We start from the raw sequence: 20,786 nt of genomic DNA, 5'->3' as shown, positions 1-20,786 counted from the left end.
CCCTAGAATAGAGGGGTCACCCCATTCACCAGATCCAGGAGTCCCCTTTATGTCTACCCTTGACCGATCGTCCAGCGCGAGCACATTCGGCAGTGGCTTGGCTGGCGCGCTCAAGGCGCTTGCAGAAGAAGCAAGCGTGCTCGTTCAGGCGTTGCTGAGCCCAGGCAAGATCATCGGCGAGGTCGAGGAAATGCGCGCCCTGCAAACGCGTGCCGACCGCATCGAAGCCTCCGACCCCGCCCGAGCGGCGGTGTTGCGCTGGCACGCCTCGCGCGTCGGCCTGCGCTGAGCCCCACCGGGCGGTTCGAAGCACGACCGAACTGGTAAAGTTCGGGCCGTCCACCGTCTTCGTAGTTCAATGGATAGAACGGGGTCCTCCTAAGACTCAGATACAGGTTCGATTCCTGTCGAAGGCACCACGGCACCGTCATCGCGGCACGGCACGGCACGAATTCCCGCCGATAGCTGCCCGCTTCTCCTCAAGCCTCTCTTCGCATCGGCAGCACGAACCGCGGCTTGCCGAGCACTCGCGTCGCCACCCGCGATGCGAACCTCCGCGTCAGGAAGCGCACACCAAAGCACGACAGCTTGTTGAACAGGCCCGGCACCACCGTGCGCTTGCCTTGCAGCATTGCGCGGATTGCGGCGTGCGCCACAAACTCCGCGCTCTTCGTCGATGCGTTTGCGAGCCACGAGTAGTCGCCCCCGCCGGATGCGGCATGGAAGGCGGTGTCAGTACCGCCGGGGCAGATGCAGGTCACCGACAGCGAGGTGCCGCGGTGCTCGTCATGGAGGCCCTCGCTGAAGTTGCGGACAAACGCCTTCGACGCGGCGTACAGCGCCATGTTCGGCACTGACTGGTATGCACCGGTCGATGCGATGTTCACCATGTGCGCAGGTGCGGTGCTTGTCTTGTGTGCATCGACGAAGCATCGCGCGAGCGCGACGAGCGAAGTCATGTTGAGCTGGATGAGTTCTGCGTCTCGCGCCCAGTCGACCTCGTCGAAGCGGCGGAAGTAGCCGAAGCCGGCGTTGTTGACCAGGATGTCTATCGGGCCGCCGGCGATTGCCTCGTTCCACAACGCGCGCGCGGCATCGGGCTTGCCGAGATCTGCGGTGACGATCTCGACGTTTACGCCCCTGCAGGTTGCCGCGACCGCTTCGAGCGCGTCGCGGCGCCGCGCTGTCAACACCAGGTCGACGCCGAGCGCCGCCAGCTCACGCGCAATTGCCGCGCCGATGCCGCTGGATGCGCCGGTCACCAGCGCGCGCTTGCCTGCGACGTTGACGGTTGTGTGTGTATTCAAGCCGCTCTCCTGTCGTTGATCGTCTCAGTCGCCGAGGAAGGCCAGCGCCTTGGGCACGAACTCGCCGTGGTACTGAAATATGCCGCCATGCCCGGCGTCCTTGTAGATCACCAGTTGCGAGCCGGCGATGCGCCGCGCCATGTCATGGCTGTTCACGGTGGGCACCATGATGTCGTTGTCGCCGTTGGCAATCAGCACCGGAATGCGGATGCGGCCGAGATCCTGCGGCGCCTCCCTGCCCCAGGCCTGTATAGCCTTCAGTTGGCGCAGGAAGGCACCGGGCGTCGGCGCCTTGTCGCGGCCCGCCTTGCGCTCCTTCAAGCGCTCCAGGAAGGCTTTCGCCGCCTGCCGGCCATTGGCAGTGGAGGTGAAGAACAGGTAGGTCTTCGGATCGCGCAGCGTCAACAGTCCCTTGGCCATCAGCGGCCAAGAGACCGCTCCGACTTCATCGATGCCCGTGCCGCCTGCCGGCCCGGTACCGGTCAGGATGAGCCGGCGTACGAGGTCGGGCGCTCTCAGCACGATGTCCTGCGCCACGAAGCCTCCGAGGGAGAAACCGAGCAGGTCGACCTTCTCGAAGCCCAGCGCATGGATCAATGCAATCGCATCCCGTGCCATGGCATCGACGGTCACGGGTGCCGTGCCGCCAGAAGCGCCGATCCCCCGGTAGTCGGTAGCAATGACGCGATGCCCGCGCGCAAGTCCATCGACGATCCGCGGATCGAAATTGTCGAGCACGGCGCCCCACTGGTTGAGCAGGACCAGCGGCACGCCGCTTTGCGGCCCCAAGTCCCGGTACGCAAAGGCGGTGCCCCCGACATCGATGGATCGCGTGGGGGTGTTGATGTACGGCATGCCGGTCCTGGATGTCGACCGCGGCCGGTCACGCACGCACATCGACAATGGTGCGGCCCTGGACTTTTCCTGCGAGTACCTGGCTGGCCACTTCAGGCACTTGGGCCAGGCCAATCACCTTGGTTGTCCGTCCAAGCTTTTGCAGGTCTAGGTCGCTGGCAAGGCGCGACCAGGCCTGCAGCCGCGCCGGCTGCGGTGCATTCACCGAGTCGATGCCGGCCAGGGTGACGTTGCGCAGGATGAAGGGCAGGACGGAGGCCGGCAGGTCCGCGCCCTGCGCGAGGCCGAAGGCCGCGACCACGCCGCGGTACCGGGTCTGCGCCAGGACGTTTGCCAATGTATGGCTGCCGACCGAGTCGATGGCCCCGGCCCATCGCTCCTTGGCGATCGGTGCGCCGGGTTCGGACAAGGTGTGGCGGTCGATGACGTCTGCCGCGCCCAGCGTGCGCAAGTACTCGGCTTCCTCCAGCCGCCCGGTCGAGGCGATCACGCGATAGCCAAGGCCCGACAGCAGCGCAATTGCCACGGAGCCCGCACCGCCATTGGCGCCGGTCACCAGCACATCGCCGCGCTCGGGCGCGAGGCCGCCATGCTCCAGGGCGAGCACGGACAACATGGCGGTGAAACCGGCGGTGCCAATGGCCATGGCGTCGCGGGTCGAAAAGACCTCCGGGACCTTGACCAGCCAATCGCCGTTCACCCGCGCCTTCTGCGCGAAGCCGCCGTGGTGCGTCTGGCTCAGTCCCCAGCCGGTCGCCAGCACACGGTCGCCGGCGGCGAGTCCCGGATAGGTCGAAGACTCGACCACGCCGGCAAAGTCGATTCCCGGAATCAGCGGAAACTGGCGGATGACCGGGGAACGGCCGCCGAGGGCCATCGCGTCCTTGTAGTTCACGGTGGAGTACTCGACCGCGACGGTGACATCGCCCGGCATCAGGTCCACGTCTTCGAAGTCGACGAGGCTGGTTGAAATGGTGTCGCCCGTCTTGCTGGCGAGCAGTGCCTTGAATGTCATGTGTTGCCTCTTTTTGAAGAACGGCTGTCAGGCGTTGGAATTGGCGAGGGCTGGATAGTCGATATAGCCCTTGGCGCCGCCGCCATAGAGCGTGGCGGGATCCAGCGCGTTGAGGGGTGCACCGGTCTCCAGTCTTTCGACCAGATCGGGGTTGCTGATGAAGGGGCGGCCGAAGGCGAACAGGTCGGCCTTGCCCTCGCTCAACCGGGCATTGGCCAGTTCGAGGTCATACCCGTTGTTGGCAAGGTAGGTGTTCTTGAAGCGGCTGCGCAACGAATCGAAATCGAATGGCGCGGAATCGCGAGGACCACCGGTGGCGCCTTCGACCACATGCAGGTAGACGACGCCCAGGGCACTGAGCTGCTCGGCGATGTAGTCGTACTGCGGCTGCGGATCGCTGCACGAAATGGCACCGGCCGAAGACACTGGCGAGAGACGCACGCCCGTGCGTTCGGCACCGGTTTCCTTCGCCACTGCGGCCGTGACTTCGAGCAGCAGGCGCGCGCGGTTCTCTATGGAGCCGCCGTAGGCGTCGGTTCGGGTATTTGCGCCGTCCTTGATGAATTGCTCCAGCAGGTAGCCGTTGGCACCGTGGACCTCGACGCCGTCGAACCCGACGGCCATCGCGTTGGCCGCCGCCCGGCGGAAGTCCTCGACGATTCCCGGTATCTCATCCAAGGCCAACGCACGCGGCTCCGATACGTCATGAAAACCATTGTTGACGAAGGTCTTGGCCGCGGCGCGGATCGCAGAGGGCGCCACTGGCGCCGTCCCTCCGGGACGGAGGTCGACATGGGAGATGCGGCCCACGTGCCACAGCTGGACGAAGATGCGCCCGCCCCTGGCGTGAACCGCGTCGGTCACCTTGCGCCAACCTTCGATCTGCTGCTGCGTGTAAAGGCCGGGGGTGTCCTGGTAGCCCTGGGCATCGGCCGAGATCTGCGTGGCCTCGGTGATGATCAGGCCGGCCGAGGCGCGTTGGCCGTAGTAGGTGGCGGCGTACTCGCCGGGCATCAGGCCCGTGCCGGCGCGGTTGCGCGTCAGTGGTGCCATCACGATGCGGTTCGCAAGTCTGATGGGGCCGAGGTCGTAGGGCTCGAAAAGCGTTTTGTCGGTCATGTTCGTTTGCTGTGCCAAGTGACGCAATGATGTCGATCATCATCTTTAATGTCAAGAGCTTTGATGATGATCGACATCAATGTATATTCATGGCTTCGCTGATGGCACACCGAGAGAGATCCTGGACATGAAGGTCACCAAGGCGCAGGCGCAGGCCAACCGGGCGCACATCGTCGAGACGGCCTCCACGCTGTTTCGCGAGCGCGGCTACGACGGGGTGGGGATTGCAGACTTGATGGCGGAGGCAGGCTTTACCCACGGCGGGTTCTACAAGCACTTCGGCTCCAAGACCGACCTGATGGCGGAAGCAGCCACTTGCGGGTTTGCGCAGACTGCAGCAAAGGCCGAAGGCGTTGCTGCAAGAGATTTCGTCGATCACTACCTGTCCCGCGCGCACCGCGATGCCCCGGGCGAAGGTTGCACGATGGCTGCGCTGTGCGGAGACGCTGCGCGTCAGCCGGAGGCAGTCAGGACGGCTTTTGCGGCCGGCCTGGAAGACATGCTCGCGACCCTGGGAAACCGGTCTGGCGATGCGGAGAAACGCGGCCAGGCAGGCGACGCGCGCGCCAGGCAGATCGACGTCATTGCGCAAGTGATCGGCGCGATCGTGCTGTCGCGCGCGTGCCCGGACGATTCGCCCCTTGCCGACGAAATCCTGGATGTCTGCCGTGCGTCGGTGCTGGCCAGGCTGTCGCCGCCTCCGGCGCGTAGTTGACCTGGACGCCTATTCCGGCGCAGCCGGGGTACGCAAGGCCGGTGACGACGCCTGTTGCTGGCTTTGCATCGGCCCGACGAACGCGATCGGGCCGGGCGCGCCCGGGGTCTTGCGCCCGATGCCACGTACGAGGTGGCGCGGCAGGTGGTGTGTTTTTCTGAACTGCTCCAGCGCCTCGCTGCGCGCTGGTTCCGAGGCCGGTAGAAACATCTGCAATACGCTCATGATGTCATCCCGTGAGGCCAGAAAGAAGGTGGCTGGCTCGCCTTGATCGGAGCGCAGTCTTCGGCTCAATGCGACCTCTGGCGTGGCCGCAGGCGGATTATGGGCGCCTTGTGCCGGCACGCCACTACAGCCCCGCGGGCAGTAGTGTTGCTGGGTGTTGCTGTGCTTTTCAGCTGCCGGAGCCTTCGCGCCGGGCGATCTCTTCGGCGGCGCGGCGGCGTGCGCGACGTGCGGCCAACTCGGCCGCCCGTTGCAGTGCACGCAACTGAAAGGTCACGTCGTGAATCTCGCCAACAAGGCCGAACTGCTTGCAGGCGTCGATGCGATCGGCGCCGCCGCTTCGCCACTCCAGGGGAGTGGAAGCTGCTTTCGGGCCAATGAGGTGCATCAGTTCGGCAACGCTGGCGGTAACGTCGTCGGCAGCGGCCCTGAGCGCCGATGTCGCTGTATCGACATCGGTGTCGCGCTTCATCATTGCGTCCTTGACGGTGGTGCGTACAGGCGGTCTCGGGCGCCTCTGCGTGCTTGGCTCATGCATTTTCTTGTTCACGGCGATTGATTCCGAAAGGAAGGTCATTGCGCTGGTCGACGAGCAGCGCCGGCGGGCGGTCCGCCGGCTTGAAGAGGCGGATGCTACTGCCATTGGCAAACCGAGGCTGCGGACTGCCGCATTTGCGCCCGCGGCGGCCAATGCACAGGCATGTTTCTTCGCGGCCACCGGCACGGCCTTGAATAGGCATTGAACCCAAGCGAAATGACACTTCGAAGTGTCTAATGCATCGATCATGCAAGGAGCCGCTACATGAGGCATTTGGTTCGCACATGCGCAGCAATCACGCCCCGACTTGCAACCAGGAAGGCAGAAGAAGCCCGATGAGCAAAGAGCAAAACCGGCGCATTCTCCTGGCGGACGACACGCCTGCGATTCACGAAGACTTCCGCAAGATTCTTCTGCCCCGGCCGGCAGCATCGGATCTGGACGACATGGAGGCGGCCCTGTTCGGCACCTCGGCCACGCAGGCCTCGGCCGGCTTTGTGCTGCACAGCGCCTACCAGGGACAGGAAGCGCTTGCCAAGGTGCGCGAGGCACTGGACGCGGACGAGCCCTATGCCATGGCCTTCATCGACATGCGCATGCCCCCGGGCTGGGACGGCGTAGAGACGATCGAGCAGCTGTGGCTGGTGGATCCGCGCCTGCAGATCGTGATCTGCACCGCCTATGCGGATCAGTCGTGGGTGGAGGTGTTCGAGCGCCTGGATGCGCGCGACCGCCTGCTGGTGCTCAAGAAGCCGTTCGACCCGATCGAGGTGCGCCAGCTGGCCAGTGCGCTCACGATGAAGTGGCAAATGACGCAAGACGCCGCCTTCAAGATGAACATGCTCGAGCAGGCCGTCGAAGAGCGCACCCGGGAGCTGTCGGACGCCAACATCATCGTGCAGAACAGCCCGACCATCCTGTACCGGCTGCGCGGCGAGCCCACGTTTCCGCTGATCTACATCTCGCACAACATCACCAAGTTCGGCCACGATCCGGCCGGCCTCCTGGCCAACCCGGAATGGGCAGACGTGCTGATCGACCCGGCCGACCGGGCCGGCGTTGCCGACGCCATGGCCCGCGTGCTGGAGAAAGACGCGGAAGGCGCCTCCATCGAATACCGCCTGTGTACAGGCGACGGCACGCGGCGCTGGGTGGAGAACCGCTATGTTCCGGTCCGCGACAAGGAGGGCCGGCTCATCGAGGTCGAGGGCATCGTCATCGACGTTACCGAGCGCAAGGCGGCCGAAGAACAGCTTGCGCGGCTGGCGCGCACCGACAGTCTCACCGGCCTTGCAAACCGCGCCACGCTGACCGAGCGCCTTCACCAGGCCCATGCCGCCGCACGCCGAGGCTCCATGCCCTTTGCGCTCCACTATCTCGACCTGGATCATTTCAAGCCGGTGAACGACATGTTCGGCCATCCAACGGGCGACCTGCTGCTTCGCGAAGTGGCCCAGCGCCTGAAGAAATGCACGCGCGAAACCGACGTGGTGGCCCGGCTGGGCGGCGACGAGTTCGCGGTGCTGCAAAGCGAGATGGGCGAACTCGCAGCCGCCGGTGCGCTGGCCGCAAAAATCCAGGCGGAGCTGGCACGCCCCTACATGCTGGGCGGCAACGAAGTGCATGTGTCCGTCAGCATCGGCATCTGCCCGTACATTGCGGGCAGCGCAAGCCCGGACGAAATGCTCGTGCAAGCAGATGTGGCGCTCTACCGGTCGAAGGAAGAGGGACGCAACCAGTTCCACTTTCATTCCGAAGAAATCGACCACGAGGTGCGCGACCGCGTGGCACTCGGCGAAGACCTGAAGAAGGCGATCGAACGCGAGCAGCTGGAGCTCTACTACCAACCGCAGGTCGAGCTGTCTTCCGGAAAAATCGTGGGCGTGGAAGCGCTTCTGCGCTGGAACCATCCGGAGCGGGGCCTTCTCGACGCAAGCGCCTTCGTACCCATTGCAGAACGAACCGGCGGCATCGTCATGCTCGGCCGCTGGGCGCTGAACGAAGCGTGCAAGCAAATGAGCCTCTGGCGCGAACAGGGCGTGGCGCCGCCCGTGGTGGCCATCAACCTGTCGCTCGGGCAGCTCAGAAAAGGCGCCGAGCTGGTTCGCGACGTGGTCGAGTGCCTGGCCAAATGGCAACTCAACCCTTCCGACCTGGAGTTCGACGTGACGGAGTCGACGCTGGCCCAGATGACGTGGAGCCACAACGAAGTGCTGCCGCAGCTCAGGGCGCTCGGCGTGCGGATTGCCATCGACGACTTCGGCACTGAATACTCGTCGTTCGAATACCTGCGGACCTACCGGGTCAACCACCTGAAGATCGCGCAGTCGATGCTCAAGCGGGCCATTGACGACCCGGACAGCGCAGCCACCGTGCGCGCCATCATGAACCTGGCACGAGAGGCACGCATCGGCATCATCGTCGAGGGCCTGGAGACGGAAGCGCAGCGTGCATTCCTCCACTCGACGGGCTCCACGACCCTTGCACAAGGCTATTACTTCAGCGAGGCAGTGGTCGCCAACGAGGCGGGCGACCTTCTGCGCTCGGGCACCATGGAACAGAGCGAGCGCAGCAAGGGCGAAGGCCAGGGGCGGGCCGACTGAAAGCCGGCTGCCCGCCCGCTCCGCAACGGCCCCAGACTGCCCGGCCTACGTATGTAGGCACTCGCCCACGCGCATGAACTGACTTCTCCCGCAAGCCGCGGCCGCCGAAGCGTTCAACCTGCAGTCAAGCTCGCAAGGGGCTCCTCCCTTGTGCGGCTTCACATTGCGGTTCCTCCTCACGGCGCATTCGTGCGTCGTTAAGCGCTCCCTCGGGAGCGCTTTTTTTAGGTGGCGTGTTTCATTCAGTGTGTTTCGCGGCGCAATTGCTGCACGTCTTCATGCAGCGACTGAGCCCAGGCGCGGCGCTCGCGGCCCTGCGAAGGCTGCGGCTCGCCGAAGCGCACGATGGCCAACAGGGGCGGTGCGCGCAGCGTGTTCCAGAGCGAGGTCAGCAGGTTGTCGTCGTCGATGTAGCGCGGCGCCTGGCTGGTCTCTCCAGTGGCCGCGTCGGCAAAGCGCAGGGCGGCGGGCAGCACCGGGGCGCCCGACGAGATGGCGGCCTGCAGCAGGTTGGCATGAAAGGGCAGCAACCCTTGCCCGTCGCTTGTCGTGCCTTCGGGAAACACGCCGATGCGGTCCCCGCCTTGCAAAGCCTCGGTCATGTGATGCACCACGCGCATTGCATCGCGGCGGCGTTCGCGCTCGATATAGAGCGACCCCGCGCCGGTGGAAAGCGTGCCGATCACCGGCCAGCGCTTCACGCCCGCCTTCGAGACAAAACGCACGTGGCACGCTGCGTGGATGGTGGAAATATCCAGCCACGAGAGATGGTTGCAAATGACCAGCACCGGCCCCTTTGCGGGCGGCGTGCCCTGCACCTTGAGCGTGACGCCCATGATCTCGAGCAGGCGCCGCGACCATTGCTGCACCCGCAGGTGGCGCTCTTCCTCCGAAAGCCCCGGAAAGGCGAAGCGGATCGTCCACCATCCGCCGAGTGCGTGCCCCACCGCATGCAGCAGGCGCCAGCAGGCCTTCAGCGAACGGATCATCGAGACGTGCGCCCTCTTCTTCTCATCAGCCATGAACCACGCGGCCCGCGACCAGGGTGTGGCGCGCACGCCCCTGGAGCGGATAGCCAGCGAACGGCGTGTGCTTGCCCTGGCTCTTGAGCGCGTCGGGCTGCACTTGCCACTCGAGCGCCGGATCGAACACGCAGAGGTCGGCCACGCCGCCCTCGGACAGGCGGCCGATGCCGGTGCCCGCATCGGCGGCGGCCAGCAGCCGCGCAGGGGCAGAGGTAACGACCTCCAGCGCGCGGGCAATGCCGGCGCCGCTGCGCTCGCCCCATCGCAACGCCAGCGGCAGCAGCAGCTCGAGCCCCGTCGCGCCGGGTTCGGCTTCGGCAAAAGGCAGCGTCTTGGCGTCGGCCTCGACCGGCGTGTGGTCGGACACCAGCGCGTCGATGGTGCCATCGGCCAGCGCGGCCGAAAGCGCGTCGCGGTCGCCCTGCTGGCGAAGCGGCGGGTTCAGGCGCGCGCGGCTGTCAAAAAAGCCGATGTCCGTGTCGGCCAGGTGCAGCGAATTGATGCTCACGTCGCAGGTGAGCGGCAGCCCCTGGGCCTTGGCTTCGCGCACCAGAGCCACGCCTCGGGCGCTGGAGATGCGGCACAGGTGCACACGCGCACCGGTGCTCTTCATGAGCTCGATGATGGTGAAGATGGCGATGGATTCGGCCGACACGGGCACACCGGACAGGCCGAGCCGCGTGGCAAGCGGGCCGCTGGCGGCCACGCCCTTGCCCAGATCGCGGTCCTGCGGGCGCAGCCACACGGTGTAGCCGAAGGTGCTTGCGTAGAGCAACGCGCGCTGCAGCACCTGGGTGTCTGCCAGCGGCACGTCGGCCTGGCTGAAGCCGATGCATCCGGCTTCGGTGAGCTCGGCCATTTCAGTGAGCACGCCGCCGGCCAGGCTGCGCGTCAGCGCACCCAGCGGAAACAGGCGTGCACCCTGCAGCTTCTCTGCGCGGAACTTGAGCATTTCGACCAGGCCGGGCTCGTCGAGCACGGGGTCGGTGTCTGGCGGGCACACGAGGCTGGTTACACCGCCCGCAATGGCGGCGGCCATTTCGCTTTCGAGCATGCCCTCGTGCTCGTAGCCGGGCTCGCGCAGGCGCGCGGCCAGGTCGACGAGGCCGGGGGCGACGATGCAGCCCGCGGCATCGATGGTGCGCTCGGCCTTGAAGCTGGCCGGCGCGCTGCCGATGCTGGCGATCTTGCCATCGGCGATGGCGATGTCGGCCTTCTTGTCGGTGCCCGAAGCGGGATCAACCACGCGGCCGTTGATGATCAGTGTGTTCATGCTTCGTTACCCGCCACGATGCTCATGACCGCCATACGCACGGCGATTCCAAAAGTGACCTGCGGAAGGATCACGCTCTGCTTGCCGTCGACCACGGCGGAGTCGATTTCGACTCCGCGGTTGATGGGCCCCGGGTGCATCACGATGGCATCCGGCTTGGCCAGCTGCAGCTTCTCGGGCGTGAGGCCGTAGGTCTTGAAGAACTCCTGCGACGAGGGCAGCAGCGCGCCGCTCATGCGCTCGTTCTGCAGGCGCAGCATGATGATGACGTCGCAGTCCTTGATGCCCTCTTCGAGCGTGTGGCACACGCGCACACCCATGCCGGCCATGTCGCCGGGCACCAGCGTCTTGGGGCCGACCACGCGCACTTCGGCGCAGCCCAGCGTGGTGAGCGCATGGATGTCGGAGCGCGCCACGCGCGAATGCAGCACGTCGCCGACGATGGCGACCGTGAGGTTCGAGAAGTCTTTCTTGTAGTGGCGGATCGTGTACATGTCGAGCAGCCCCTGCGTGGGGTGCGCGTGGCGGCCGTCGCCGGCGTTCACCACGTGCACATGCGGTGCCACATGCTGCGCGATGAGGTAGGGCGCGCCCGACTCGCTGTGGCGCACCACGAACAGGTCGGCGGCCATGGCGCTCAGGTTGGCGATGGTGTCGAGCAGCGACTCGCCCTTGGTGGCCGACGAGCGCGCAATGTCGAGGTTGATGACGTCGGCCGACAGGCGCTTGGCCGCAATCTCGAAGGTGGTGCGGGTGCGCGTGCTGTTCTCGAAGAACAGGTTGAACACGCTCTTGCCGCGCAGGAGCGGCACCTTCTTCACCTCGCGGTCGCTCACGCTCGTGAAGTTGGCGGCGGTGTCGAGGATGTGCGTCACGATGTCCTTGGGCAGGCCCTCGATCGACAGCAGGTGAATCAGTTCGCCGTTCTTGTTGAGCTGCGGATTTCGCTTGTAGAGCATCAGCTGTTCTCCTCGACCTTGAGGCTGAAGGCGCCGTCGTCCGCGCGGGCCAGTGCGAGCAACTGCGTATCGGGCAGCGTGAGTTTCGCGGCGGCAAAATCGGCCGCCACCGGCAGTTCGCGCCCGCCGCGGTCGACCAGCACCGCCAGCCGCACGCAGGCCGGGCGGCCGAAGTCGAACAGCTCGTTGAGCACCGCGCGAATGGTGCGGCCGGTGTAGAGCACGTCGTCCAGCAGCAGCACGTCGGCGCCGTTCACGTCGAAGGGGAGCGCGGTCTGCGCGCTGGCTGACAAGCCCCGGCGCGCGAAGTCGTCGCGGTGCATGGCCGACGAAATGACGCCGGGCGCGCCGGCAAGGCCCAGGTCTTTTTGCAGCCGCTCCACGAGCCAGGCGCCGCCGGAGGTAATGCCCACCAGCTTCGTTTCTGTGCGCATCAGCGCTTTCACGCCGTTCAGCAACTCCTTGTACAGCGCTTCGGCGTCGGGTATTGAACTCAAGGGAGGCTCCTCAAAAATTGTTCCAGGATGATGCAGGCGGAGGCCGCGTCGGCATCGCGGGCGCCCGAAGCGAGTGCCTCGGTGGTGCTGTAGCGCTCGTCGACCTCGAACACCTGGAGATTGAAACGGCCGCGCAGCTGGCGCGCAAACTTCTGCGCCCGGCGGGTGTTCTCGTGGGGGGCGCCGTCGGGGTGATACGGCACACCCACAATCAACGCGTCGGGCTGCCATTCCTTGATGCGCGCCTCGACTTGGGCAAAGCGGGCATCGCCCTCGGCCTTGATGGTGGCCTGCGGGGTTGCGGCGCCGAGCAGGCGGTTGCCGCTTGCGACGCCGGTTCGCTTCAGGCCGAAGTCGAAGGCCAGGAAGCTCTGAAAATGGGAAGGAACGGCAACGGGAACAGGAGAAACGGAGGGAACGGGAGCGTCTGGCATGGCAGCGGCCATCACGCGTGTCCCGCTTCCGGCGACAGTTTCCAGGCTTCCAGGCCCAGCAGCATCAGCGCCTTGTCGTAGCGCTGCTCGATGGGGGTGTCGAAGATCACGGCCGGATCGGCGCTCACGGTGAGCCAGCTGTTTTCAGCCAGTTCCGATTCGAGCTGGCCCTCGCCCCAGGCCGAGTAGCCGAGCGAAACCAGCACCTTGCGCGGCCCCGCGCCCGTGGCCAGGGCCTCCAGCACGTCCTTGGAGGTGGTCATTTCAAGGCCGCCCGGAATGGTCATGGTCGAGGCGTAGACCGATTCTTCAGGCTTTTCGGCATGGGAGAAAACCGGCTCGTGCAGCACGAAGCCGCGCTCGGTTTGCACCGGGCCGCCCTGGAAAACCGGGGCGTCGCCGAGTTCGGGGCGCGCCAGGTGCAGCTCGATCTTCTCGAACAGCACCTTGAGGTTGATGTCGCTGGGCTTGTTGATCACAAGGCCGAGCGCACCGCGCTCGCTGTGTTCGCAGAGGTAGACGACGCTGCGGTTGAAAGTTTTATCTTCCATCCCCGGCATCGCTATCAAAAAGTGATGCGTGAGGTTCATCGGGGCAGAATCGGAAGCCATATGCCGCCGATTTTACTGGCCGTCGACAAGACCTATCCCAAAGGGCTCATGTGGTTTCGCCGCGACCTGCGCGTGGACGACAACGCGGCGCTCTACCACGCCCTGCGGGCCTGCCGCCAGGTGGTGTGCGTTTTCGTGTTCGACCGGGCCATTCTGGACCCCCTGCCCCGGGCCGACCGGCGTGTGGAGTTCATCCGGGAGTCGCTGGTGGAGCTCGATGCCGAGCTGCGCGACCTGAGCGGCGGGCTGATCGTGCGCCATGCCGCCGCGGTCGACGAGCTTCCGGCGCTGGCGCACGCGCTGGACGTGCAGGCCGTGTTCGCCAACCGGGACGACGAGCCCGACGCGCTGGCGCGCGATGCCCAGGTGCTCGGAGCCTTGGCCAATGCGGGCGTGGCTTTTCACACCTACAAGGATTCGACCGTCTTCGACCGCGACGAGGTGATGACCAAGACCGGCCAGCCCTACACGGTATTCACGCCCTACAAGCGGGCCTGGCTGGCCAAGGTGGATTCGTTCTTTCTCAAGTCGTATCCGGTTCGGGCCTATGCCGACGCGCTGGCCGCCCCGCCCGAGACCTGGCGCGCGCCGGTGCCCACGCTCGAGGAAATCGGCTTTCAGCAAACCAATCTTTCAGAGCTCGAGATTCCCACGGGCACCCAAGGGGCGGCGGCGCTGTTCGAAGACTTTTTTCAGCGCATCGACCGCTACGACGCGGCGCGCAATTTTCCGGCAGTGCGGGGCCCCAGCTACCTGGGTGTGCACTTGCGCTTCGGCACCGTGTCGATCCGGCAGGTGGCGGGGGTGGCGCACCAGCTTTCGCTGCAGGGCGACACGGGAGCGGCCACCTGGCTCAGCGAGCTGATCTGGCGGGAGTTCTACTTCCAGATCCTCGCGCATTTTCCGCACGTGCATTCGGGCGGCGAATCGAAGAGCTTCCGCCCCGAGTACGACAAGATCCAGTGGCACCACGGCAAGCATGCCGACCAGCTGTTCGATGCCTGGTGCCAGGGCCGCACGGGCTACCCGCTGATAGACGCGGCGATGTTGCAGATCAACCAGAGCGGCTACATGCACAACCGTCTGCGCATGGTGACGGCGAGTTTTCTGTGCAAGGACCTGGGGCTGGACTGGCGGCGCGGCGAGCGCTACTTTGCGTTGCACCTGAACGACTTCGAGCTGGCCTCGAACAACGGGGGCTGGCAATGGGCAAGCTCCAGCGGCTGCGACGCGCAGCCGTACTTCCGCATCTTCAACCCCGTGACGCAGAGCGAGCGTTTCGACCCCGAAGGCAAGTTCATCCGCCGCTACCTGCCGCAACTGGCGGGCCTTTCGAATGCCGCGATCCATTCGCCCTGGACAGCCTCGCCGGTGGAGCTGGAAGCGGCAGGCATCAAGCTTGGCGAGACCTACCCAAAGCCGGTGGTCGACCACGCCGAGGCACGTGAGAAAACACTGCAGCGCTACGGCGTGGCGCGGGCGAAGGCGCTGCAAAAATAAAGGGGCCCGGCGGGCCCCTTTACTGGTCGAGCGCTGGAGAGCGCGTCAGGCCGCTGCGGCCAATGCCGGTTCGCTCGTGTACGCACGCACCAGGCGCAGCAGTTCGTCTTCCGAGTAAGGCTTGCCCAGGTAGTGGTTCACGCCCAGCGTGCGGGCGTAGTCGCGGTGTTTCTCGGCGATGCGCGAGGTGATCATGATGATCGGCAGGCCAGCCATCGACTCGTCCGCACGGATGTTGCGGGCCAGGTCGAAGCCGTCCATGCGCGGCATCTCGATGTCGGACAGCACCACCGCCGGCCGCTCCTGCTGGAGCCGCTCGAGCGCTTGCAGGCCGTCGGCCGCGAGCGACACGCGGTAGCCTTCGCGCTGCAGCAGGCGCTGCGTCACGCGGCGCACGGTAATCGAGTCGTCGACCACCAGCACCAGCGGAACCTGCGGCACCGGCGGAGCCAGCATCGGCAGCGGCTCCTGCGGCGCGCCGTGGTCGGCCTCTGCCGATCCGGCCTGCGCGGACACGGCCAGCGCGGCGGCCTGGCGCATGCGCGCCTGTTCGCCGTGCACCGCGGCCAGCGCCACCGGGTTGTAGATGAGCGCCACCGCGCCGGAAGCCAGCACCGAGATGCCGGCCAGACCCGGCAGGCGCGCGAGTTGCGGCCCGAGGTTCTTGACCACGACTTCCTGGTTGCCCAGCACTTCGTCCACGTGCAGGCCCACGCGCTGTGCCGCGCTTCGCACGATCACGACGGTGTTGTTCTTGCCGGCGGGATGGTCGCTGCGCGCCGAGGCCTGCAGCAACGCGCCGGCCCAGTAGAACGGCACCTGTTCGCTGCCGAACGGATGGCTGTTGTGCAGGTAGGCGGCTTCGAGCTCGGTGCTGCTCACGCGCTGGACCAGTTCCACCAGGTTGGACGGCACGCCGATCGACACCTCGCCGGCGCGCAGCATCACCACGTGCGTCACCGCGGTGGTGAGCGGCAGCACCAGCTTGAAGGTGGTGCCGTGTCCGGCGGTGCTGTGCGTTTCGATACGGCCGCCGAGCGCGGCGATCTGCGCGCGCACCACGTCCATGCCGATGCCGCGGCCAGCCAGTTCGGACACCTGCCCCGCCGTGGAAAAGCCGGGCTTGAAGATCAGCTCGGTGGCTTCTTCGGGCGACAGTTCCTGGCCCGGCTCGAGCAGGCCCAGCGTGCGGGCACGTTCGGCAATGCGCTTGTGGTCCAGGCCGGCGCCGTCGTCGCGGAAGCTCACCGAGACGTCGTTGCCCTCGTGGTGCAGGTCGATCACGATCAGGCCGTTGGCGTCCTTGCCGGCCTTTTCGCGCGCGGCCGGGTCTTCGATGCCGTGCGCCACGCAATTGCGCAGCAGGTGCTCGAAGGCGGGCGTCATGCGGTCGAGCACGCCGCGGTCCATTTCGATGGAGCCGCCGACGATGTCCAGCCGCACCTGCTTGCCGGTGTCTTTCGATGCCTGGCGCACCACGCGGTAGAGGCGGTCCGAAATGCCTTCGAACTCCACCATGCGCGTGCGCAGCAGGCCGCGCTGCAGTTCACGCGTCTGGCGTGCCTGGACGCTCAGGTCGTCTTCTGTTGCCTGCACCGTCTTTTGCAGCGTGCGCTGCACGGTGGCCACGTCGTTCACCGACTCGGCCATCATGCGCGTGAGTTCCTGCACGCGTGTGAAGCGGTCGAACTCGAGCGGGTCGAAGCTTTGCTGCGAGTCCTTGGCTTGCGCCAGGCGGGACTGCATCTGGCTTTCGGCCTGCACTTCGATGTCGCGCAGCTGCTGGCGCAGGCGGTCGAGGTTGCCCGTCAGGTCGGAGAGCGAACCGCGCAACTGGCCGAGTTCGGCTTCGAGACGCGAACGCGTGATGATGACCTCGCCGGTCTGCGCCACCAGGCGGTCGAGCAGCTGGGTGCGAATGCGAACGGCCTGGGTGGACGCAGTGCGCAAAGGAGCGAGCAGCGCCGGAGCGGGACGCGGCAGGAGCGACGGCACGGCGGCCGTTTCCACGGCATCGGCGTTCTGGTCGCCGCCAGCAGCAATCTCGTCGTTGGCGGGCACGCCAGCTTCGGCGGCAACCTGCACCAGCTGAACGCCCGGCTGGGCAGCAGTTGCCGCCACCACGAGCTGGGCCACTTCGGCCTGGGTGGCATCGTCCGCCGCGCGCAGTGCGTCGAAGGTGGACTGCAGTGCGTCGAGACGCGTGAGCAGCTTTTCGATTTCCGCCCGGTCGGCACCGCCCTGGGTACCCAGGACTTCGATCTCCGACTCCATGCGGTGCGCCCGCTCGCCAAGGCGCATGGCGCCGGCCAGCCGGGCGCTGCCCTTGAGCGTGTGCAGCGTGCGCAGCACCGATGCGCGAGGCGCGTTGTCGTCGGGGTGGTGAGCCCACTGGCGCAGCGCCTGGCCGAGCTGGGGCAGCAGTTCCGCGGCTTCTTCCTCGAAGATCGGGAACAGGTCGACGTCGACCGCATCGGCCACGTCGATGGCATCTTCGGAGTCGTCCAGCGACACGTCGGCAACGCTGTCGGTCGCCACCATGTGCTGCAGCGGCCGCACGTCGGCGCGGGCAGCTGCCTCGGCCGGCATGGGTGCGGCGGCAATGTCGCGCAGCGCCTGCAGCGTTCCTTCGGATGGTTCGCGCAGGAAGCCGACGGCAAACTGGTGCAGCAGGCGGCGCAGCTCGTCGGCTGCAGCAACCAGCACCACGCCCTGTTCGCGCGTACCGCTGCCTTGCATTTGCAGATGCTGCAGCGCGGCTTCGAGCAGGCGGGCCATGCCCGAAAGGCTGTGGAAGCCGACCGTTGCCGAGCTGCCGGCCAGCGAATGCGCAAGCGCGACGGTCGAATCGGACAGGCGCTCGTGCGATTCGAGCGCCCACTCGCCGACTTCGGTAGCCAACTGCCTCGACCACTCGTCGGCTTCGTTGAGGTAGACGTTGTAGAGCGCAATGCCTATGCGCAGCGGTCCGATGACCTTGACCTGGTCGTCGGCACCGGAGGGAGCAGCGGCTTCGGCCGTTTCCTGCACCTCGGGTTCAGGTTCGGGTTCGGGTTGCGGCGCTTCTTCGGCAACTGCAACCGTCTCTGCAACCGCGAACGGGGGTTCGACCGGCTCTGCCGGTGCGGCAGGCGCTTCGGCCACTGTTGCGGCGGGTTCTTCTTCCGGCTCCAGCAGGAACGCCGGTGCGGCAGCCACGGGCTCTTCTTCCACGGACACGGACACAGGCTCGGCCGGGGCAAGGGCTGCGGGCTCGCTCTCCCTGGCTGGCGAGAGCTCGGGTGCCCAGTCCAGGTCGGGCAGCGGCTCGGGCGTGGCAACCGGCGCGGGTTCCGCGGCCGGTTCGGCGGCAAATTGAGCGGCCGGCGGTGCGGGCTCCACCTTCTCGGCCGCAAGGAAATCGAAATCTCCGCTGCCGGTCAGCACCTCGAAAGACTCTTCCGGGCTCGGCTTGGTGTCGAAGTCGAGGAAGTCGGTCGATGCGAAGTCGTCGTCGGTTTCGTGCCTTGCGGGCTCCTCCAGCGCCTGCACCGGCAGTTCGAAGGCGGGTGCGGGTGCGGGTGCAGGCTCCTGTGGCGCAACGGGCGCCAGCGACAGGTCGGGCAGATCCGGAAGCTCGGGCAACTCCGGCATCGGCAGCGGCGCAGCCACAGGCGGCTCCGCGGCAATATGGCGCGCAGCTACCGCAAGGGCGTCCGCATCGGCGCGCGGCGGCGCGGTCGGCACGGGTTCGCCGGCCAGCAGGGCGTTGGCCACGCGGCTGAAATGCGACGACTGCCAGCTGTGCGCGGCGCCGGAAGCAATGGCTTCCACCCATTCGCTGAATTCGCCGAGCGCATTGCGGGTGGCGGAAAGCAGCTCGGGCGTGGCGTCGCGCTGGTCGGCCAGCCAGGTGTTGAGCACCTGCTCGAAGGACCAGGCGGCGTCGCCGAAGTCGGTGAGCCCGACCATGCGCGAGCTGCCCTTGAGCGTGTGGAACGCACGGCGCAGGATGGTGAGTTCTTCGGTGTCGTCGGGGTGGCCGCCAAGCTCGTCGATGGCGGCCAGGCCGTTTTGCACCACCTCGCGGGCCTCGTCGAGGAAGATGTTCTGCAGGTCGTCTTCTTCGAGTTCGGTAACTTCGGTGTCGGGCAGCGCTGCGGGACCGGTGATCTTGTTGGTCCAGCTGTCGGCCTTGCGGCTGAATTCCTCGATGGGCGACACCTTCGCCTTGCGGTTGGGCGTGGCGAGTGCGGCCAGCTTCGAAGCGATCTGTGCATCGACTTCCTCGATGCTGAGCACGGCTTCGGCGGCCGCGGGCTTGCCGTCTGCCACTGCGGCATCTGCGCCGCCGGTGTCGGCCTGGCGGCCCATCAGCGGCTTGAGTTCGCCGGCTTCGGCATCGAACACGAACAGGCGCTTGGCCAGCGCCGGCTGGTAGCCCAGCATGTCGATCAGGAAGCCGAGCGCGCCCAGGTTGTTGCCGAGCGCATCGAAGCTGTGCATTTCCTCGACGGGCGAAGCATTGCCCACGAGCATCTGCTCGACGTCGTCGCGCATGCGCTGCACGGTGTGCGCGGCCTGCTCCAGGCCCAACACCGAGAACACCCCGCGCATTTGCAGCAGTTGGCTCGGCACGGTGCGCAGCAGTGCCTTTTCGGCCGGGCGGCGGAAGTACTGGTCGAGCGACTTTTCGAGTTCGCTCAGGTGGCTGCGCAGCTCGTCGACCACGGTTCCCATGGTCTGGCGATCGCTCACGCGGCGATACAGGTCTTCCATCCAGGGCTCGAGCGGCTCCGAATGGCCGCCGGCGCGAACGCGCTCGATGCGGCCGGCCAGTTGCAGGGTGCGGGAGGTGAGCTGCGGATCGCTCGGGTCGAGGTCTTCGAGCGCGGCTTCCAGGTAGAGCACCGAGGTGGCGACTTCCATCGCAAGTTCGGTGTCGGGCGCCTGGCCGCTGCGCACGGACGCTTCGACCGCGTGCGTCAGCGCTTCCACCATCGGCAGGCTCGGCGGATGCAGCTTCTGCAGCGATTCGCCCAACTGCGCAAAGGTGTCGGACACCTGGCGGGTACGGGTGACGTCGCCGCCCGAAAGCGCCGACCACATTTCCTTGGCGGTTTCGATGCGCTTGCGGGCTTGCGTGAGCACCAGCGGATCGAAGCGGCCGAATTGCTCGACGCTGTAGTTGACGTAGGGCTCGTTTGCCACGCCCCAGGCGCTGCGCACGGTGCGCAGCGTGGCGGCGTCATCGCGGCCGGTAGGCACGGCCTGTGCGCAGAAGAACAGCAGGTCCTGGCCCAGGCGGTCGGAGACAGTGCTGTCGCCGCGCGCGAGCGTGGCGTATTGCAGCAGCACCCGCGAAGCGGCACGCTTGACGTATGAGTCCGACGGAATCAGCTCGAGCGCCAAAGCCTCGAAGAAGCCCGCGGCCAGCGTCCAGAAGCTTGCGACGCGGGGCAGCAGCGCGCCGCGTCCGAGCCCCAGGCACAGCGCGTGCAGCCGGCGAGCAGCTTGTGCGTCGCCGGTCTTGACCAGTTGCAGCACTTCGCGGTCGAGCCGCGAACGCACCGCCGGGTCATAGGCCAATGCGGCCTGGGTCAGCGCGGGACGGACTTCGACCCAACGCCAGGCAATGCTCCACAGGTCCGCCGGATGGACGCGCTCGTTGCCGACCAGTTCGAGCACATCGCGGTACTGCGGAAACAGCGCCACCGACGACACGGGCTTGCCGGCCAGCAGGGCGTTGAGGAAATCGACGACGGCAAAGCCGGCACGCTCGATCTTTACGACCGCGCTCTCGGTGCAGCGCTGCGGTTCGGCAATGAAGCCCTGGACCGCGAATTCGATGGCGCCAAGCACCAGCGCCGGCGCAGTGTTGCCCACCATCTGCAACGCACCGACGGACTGGTGCAGCTGCTGGCGAGCCACTTGCAGCGGGCCACTCTCGAGTTCCGCGGTATTGCCCACGTCGCGCACGAAGCGCCGCAGCGACTTGGCAACGCTGTCGAGGGATTTCTGGATTTCTCCCAGAACCCAGGCCAGCGGCCCAAGGTCTTCGGTGGCCGGCACGTTGCCAGCGAGGGGGGCCGTGGCAGGGGTTTGGATCGACACGTTGGATGCTCGCCGTT

At 66.4% G+C, this 20,786-nt stretch carries 17 protein-coding genes and 1 tRNA gene; 5 read left to right on the top strand and 13 right to left on the bottom strand.

From position 1 onward, the window contains the following. Positions 1-49: 49 nt before the first annotated feature. Positions 50-289 carry a hypothetical protein gene (locus QHG62_RS24830; protein ID WP_281148261.1) on the top strand — a complete coding sequence of 80 codons (240 nt, stop codon included), beginning with the start codon at positions 50-52 and terminating at the stop codon, positions 287-289. Between the two features lie 55 nt (positions 290-344). Then, positions 345-419 (top strand) — tRNA-Arg (locus QHG62_RS24825). Between the two features lie 60 nt (positions 420-479). Here the strand turns inward: QHG62_RS24825 and QHG62_RS24820 are convergent. From QHG62_RS24820 to QHG62_RS24805, 4 genes are read right to left on the bottom strand one after another with little or no spacing between them, the layout of a single operon-like run. Continuing rightward, the gene (locus QHG62_RS24820) at positions 480-1,307 is read right to left on the bottom strand and encodes an SDR family NAD(P)-dependent oxidoreductase (protein WP_281148260.1); all 828 of its coding nucleotides are present in this window, start codon (positions 1,305-1,307) and stop codon (positions 480-482) included. A gap of 24 nt (positions 1,308-1,331) precedes the next feature. Continuing rightward, complete coding sequence (locus tag QHG62_RS24815; protein WP_281148259.1) at positions 1,332-2,162, bottom strand: alpha/beta fold hydrolase; 831 nt, start codon at positions 2,160-2,162, stop codon at positions 1,332-1,334. A 28-nt stretch (positions 2,163-2,190) separates the two neighbouring features. Then, positions 2,191-3,177: an MDR family oxidoreductase gene (locus QHG62_RS24810; RefSeq protein ID WP_281148258.1), complete on the bottom strand. Its 987-nt coding sequence runs from the start codon at positions 3,175-3,177 to the stop codon at positions 2,191-2,193. Positions 3,178-3,204: 27 nt separating this feature from the next. Next, positions 3,205-4,296: an alkene reductase gene (locus QHG62_RS24805; RefSeq protein ID WP_281148257.1), complete on the bottom strand. Its 1,092-nt coding sequence runs from the start codon at positions 4,294-4,296 to the stop codon at positions 3,205-3,207. A 127-nt stretch (positions 4,297-4,423) separates the two neighbouring features. Between QHG62_RS24805 and QHG62_RS24800 the strand changes: the two genes are divergently transcribed. Continuing rightward, positions 4,424-5,011 carry a TetR/AcrR family transcriptional regulator gene (locus QHG62_RS24800; protein WP_281148256.1) on the top strand — a complete coding sequence of 196 codons (588 nt, stop codon included), beginning with the start codon at positions 4,424-4,426 and terminating at the stop codon, positions 5,009-5,011. A gap of 9 nt (positions 5,012-5,020) precedes the next feature. On the opposite strand, the gene QHG62_RS24795 is transcribed toward QHG62_RS24800, so the two are convergent. Together QHG62_RS24795 and QHG62_RS24790 are read right to left on the bottom strand one after the other, a co-directional pair. Continuing rightward, complete coding sequence (locus QHG62_RS24795; RefSeq protein WP_281148255.1) at positions 5,021-5,236, bottom strand: hypothetical protein; 216 nt, start codon at positions 5,234-5,236, stop codon at positions 5,021-5,023. Between the two features lie 169 nt (positions 5,237-5,405). Then, a complete protein-coding gene (locus tag QHG62_RS24790) occupies positions 5,406-5,711 on the bottom strand; it encodes a hypothetical protein (RefSeq protein ID WP_281148254.1) in 306 nt (101 codons plus the stop codon). 398 nt (positions 5,712-6,109) lie between these two features. On the opposite strand from QHG62_RS24790, the gene QHG62_RS24785 reads away from it, so the two are divergent. Next, on the top strand, positions 6,110-8,377 hold the full coding sequence (locus tag QHG62_RS24785; RefSeq protein ID WP_281148253.1) for a putative bifunctional diguanylate cyclase/phosphodiesterase: 2,268 nt from the start codon (positions 6,110-6,112) through the stop codon (positions 8,375-8,377). Between the two features lie 242 nt (positions 8,378-8,619). Here QHG62_RS24785 and QHG62_RS24780 read toward each other — a convergent pair whose 3' ends face one another. From QHG62_RS24780 to QHG62_RS24755, 6 genes are read right to left on the bottom strand one after another with little or no spacing between them, the layout of a single operon-like run. After that, positions 8,620-9,366, bottom strand: coding sequence for a lysophospholipid acyltransferase family protein (locus QHG62_RS24780; protein ID WP_281148252.1), 747 nt, complete (start codon positions 9,364-9,366; stop codon positions 8,620-8,622). Between the two features lie 25 nt (positions 9,367-9,391). Beyond that, positions 9,392-10,675: a dihydroorotase gene (locus QHG62_RS24775; RefSeq protein ID WP_281148251.1), complete on the bottom strand. Its 1,284-nt coding sequence runs from the start codon at positions 10,673-10,675 to the stop codon at positions 9,392-9,394. Next, positions 10,672-11,634, bottom strand: a complete 963-nt coding sequence (locus tag QHG62_RS24770) for an aspartate carbamoyltransferase catalytic subunit (protein WP_093016831.1) — start codon at positions 11,632-11,634, stop codon at positions 10,672-10,674. The genes QHG62_RS24775 and QHG62_RS24770 overlap by 4 nt, the downstream gene beginning before the upstream one ends. Further along, positions 11,634-12,131, bottom strand: coding sequence for a bifunctional pyr operon transcriptional regulator/uracil phosphoribosyltransferase PyrR (gene pyrR / locus QHG62_RS24765; RefSeq protein WP_281148250.1), 498 nt, complete (start codon positions 12,129-12,131; stop codon positions 11,634-11,636). Before pyrR ends, QHG62_RS24770 begins: the two co-directional genes overlap by 1 nt. Next, positions 12,128-12,577 (bottom strand): Holliday junction resolvase RuvX, encoded by a 450-nt coding sequence (ruvX, locus tag QHG62_RS24760; protein ID WP_281148249.1) that lies wholly within the window; start codon positions 12,575-12,577, stop codon positions 12,128-12,130. Before ruvX ends, pyrR begins: the two co-directional genes overlap by 4 nt. Further along, the gene (locus QHG62_RS24755) at positions 12,577-13,176 is read right to left on the bottom strand and encodes a YqgE/AlgH family protein (RefSeq protein ID WP_126749378.1); all 600 of its coding nucleotides are present in this window, start codon (positions 13,174-13,176) and stop codon (positions 12,577-12,579) included. Before QHG62_RS24755 ends, ruvX begins: the two co-directional genes overlap by 1 nt. Between QHG62_RS24755 and QHG62_RS24750 the strand changes: the two genes are divergently transcribed. Beyond that, positions 13,177-14,676, top strand: coding sequence for a cryptochrome/photolyase family protein (locus tag QHG62_RS24750; protein ID WP_281148248.1), 1,500 nt, complete (start codon positions 13,177-13,179; stop codon positions 14,674-14,676). A 45-nt stretch (positions 14,677-14,721) separates the two neighbouring features. On the opposite strand, the gene QHG62_RS24745 is transcribed toward QHG62_RS24750, so the two are convergent. Further along, entirely contained in the window at positions 14,722-20,769 is a 6,048-nt protein-coding gene (locus tag QHG62_RS24745; protein ID WP_281148247.1) for a hybrid sensor histidine kinase/response regulator, read from the bottom strand. Positions 20,770-20,786 lie beyond the last annotated feature (17 nt).

It is taken from the genome of Variovorax paradoxus (assembly GCF_029919115.1).
In the GTDB taxonomy this organism is placed as follows: Bacteria; Pseudomonadota; Gammaproteobacteria; order Burkholderiales; family Burkholderiaceae_C; genus Variovorax; species Variovorax paradoxus_O.
This window is presented reverse-complemented; position numbering and strand designations above follow the sequence as displayed.

Coding starts and splice junctions, on each gene's coding strand:
- QHG62_RS24830 (WP_281148261.1), top strand. CDS start 50: ATGTCTACCCTTGACCGATCGTCCAGCGCGAGCACATTCGGCAGTGGC.
- QHG62_RS24815 (WP_281148259.1), bottom strand. CDS start 2,162: ATGCCGTACATCAACACCCCCACGCGATCCATCGATGTCGGGGGCACC.
- QHG62_RS24810 (WP_281148258.1), bottom strand. CDS start 3,177: ATGACATTCAAGGCACTGCTCGCCAGCAAGACGGGCGACACCATTTCA.
- QHG62_RS24805 (WP_281148257.1), bottom strand. CDS start 4,296: ATGACCGACAAAACGCTTTTCGAGCCCTACGACCTCGGCCCCATCAGA.
- QHG62_RS24800 (WP_281148256.1), top strand. CDS start 4,424: ATGAAGGTCACCAAGGCGCAGGCGCAGGCCAACCGGGCGCACATCGTC.
- QHG62_RS24795 (WP_281148255.1), bottom strand. CDS start 5,236: ATGAGCGTATTGCAGATGTTTCTACCGGCCTCGGAACCAGCGCGCAGC.
- QHG62_RS24790 (WP_281148254.1), bottom strand. CDS start 5,711: ATGATGAAGCGCGACACCGATGTCGATACAGCGACATCGGCGCTCAGG.
- QHG62_RS24785 (WP_281148253.1), top strand. CDS start 6,110: ATGAGCAAAGAGCAAAACCGGCGCATTCTCCTGGCGGACGACACGCCT.
- QHG62_RS24780 (WP_281148252.1), bottom strand. CDS start 9,366: ATGATCCGTTCGCTGAAGGCCTGCTGGCGCCTGCTGCATGCGGTGGGG.
- QHG62_RS24775 (WP_281148251.1), bottom strand. CDS start 10,675: ATGAACACACTGATCATCAACGGCCGCGTGGTTGATCCCGCTTCGGGC.
- QHG62_RS24770 (WP_093016831.1), bottom strand. CDS start 11,634: ATGCTCTACAAGCGAAATCCGCAGCTCAACAAGAACGGCGAACTGATT.
- ruvX (WP_281148249.1), bottom strand. CDS start 12,577: ATGGCCGCTGCCATGCCAGACGCTCCCGTTCCCTCCGTTTCTCCTGTT.
- QHG62_RS24755 (WP_126749378.1), bottom strand. CDS start 13,176: ATGGCTTCCGATTCTGCCCCGATGAACCTCACGCATCACTTTTTGATA.
- QHG62_RS24750 (WP_281148248.1), top strand. CDS start 13,177: ATGCCGCCGATTTTACTGGCCGTCGACAAGACCTATCCCAAAGGGCTC.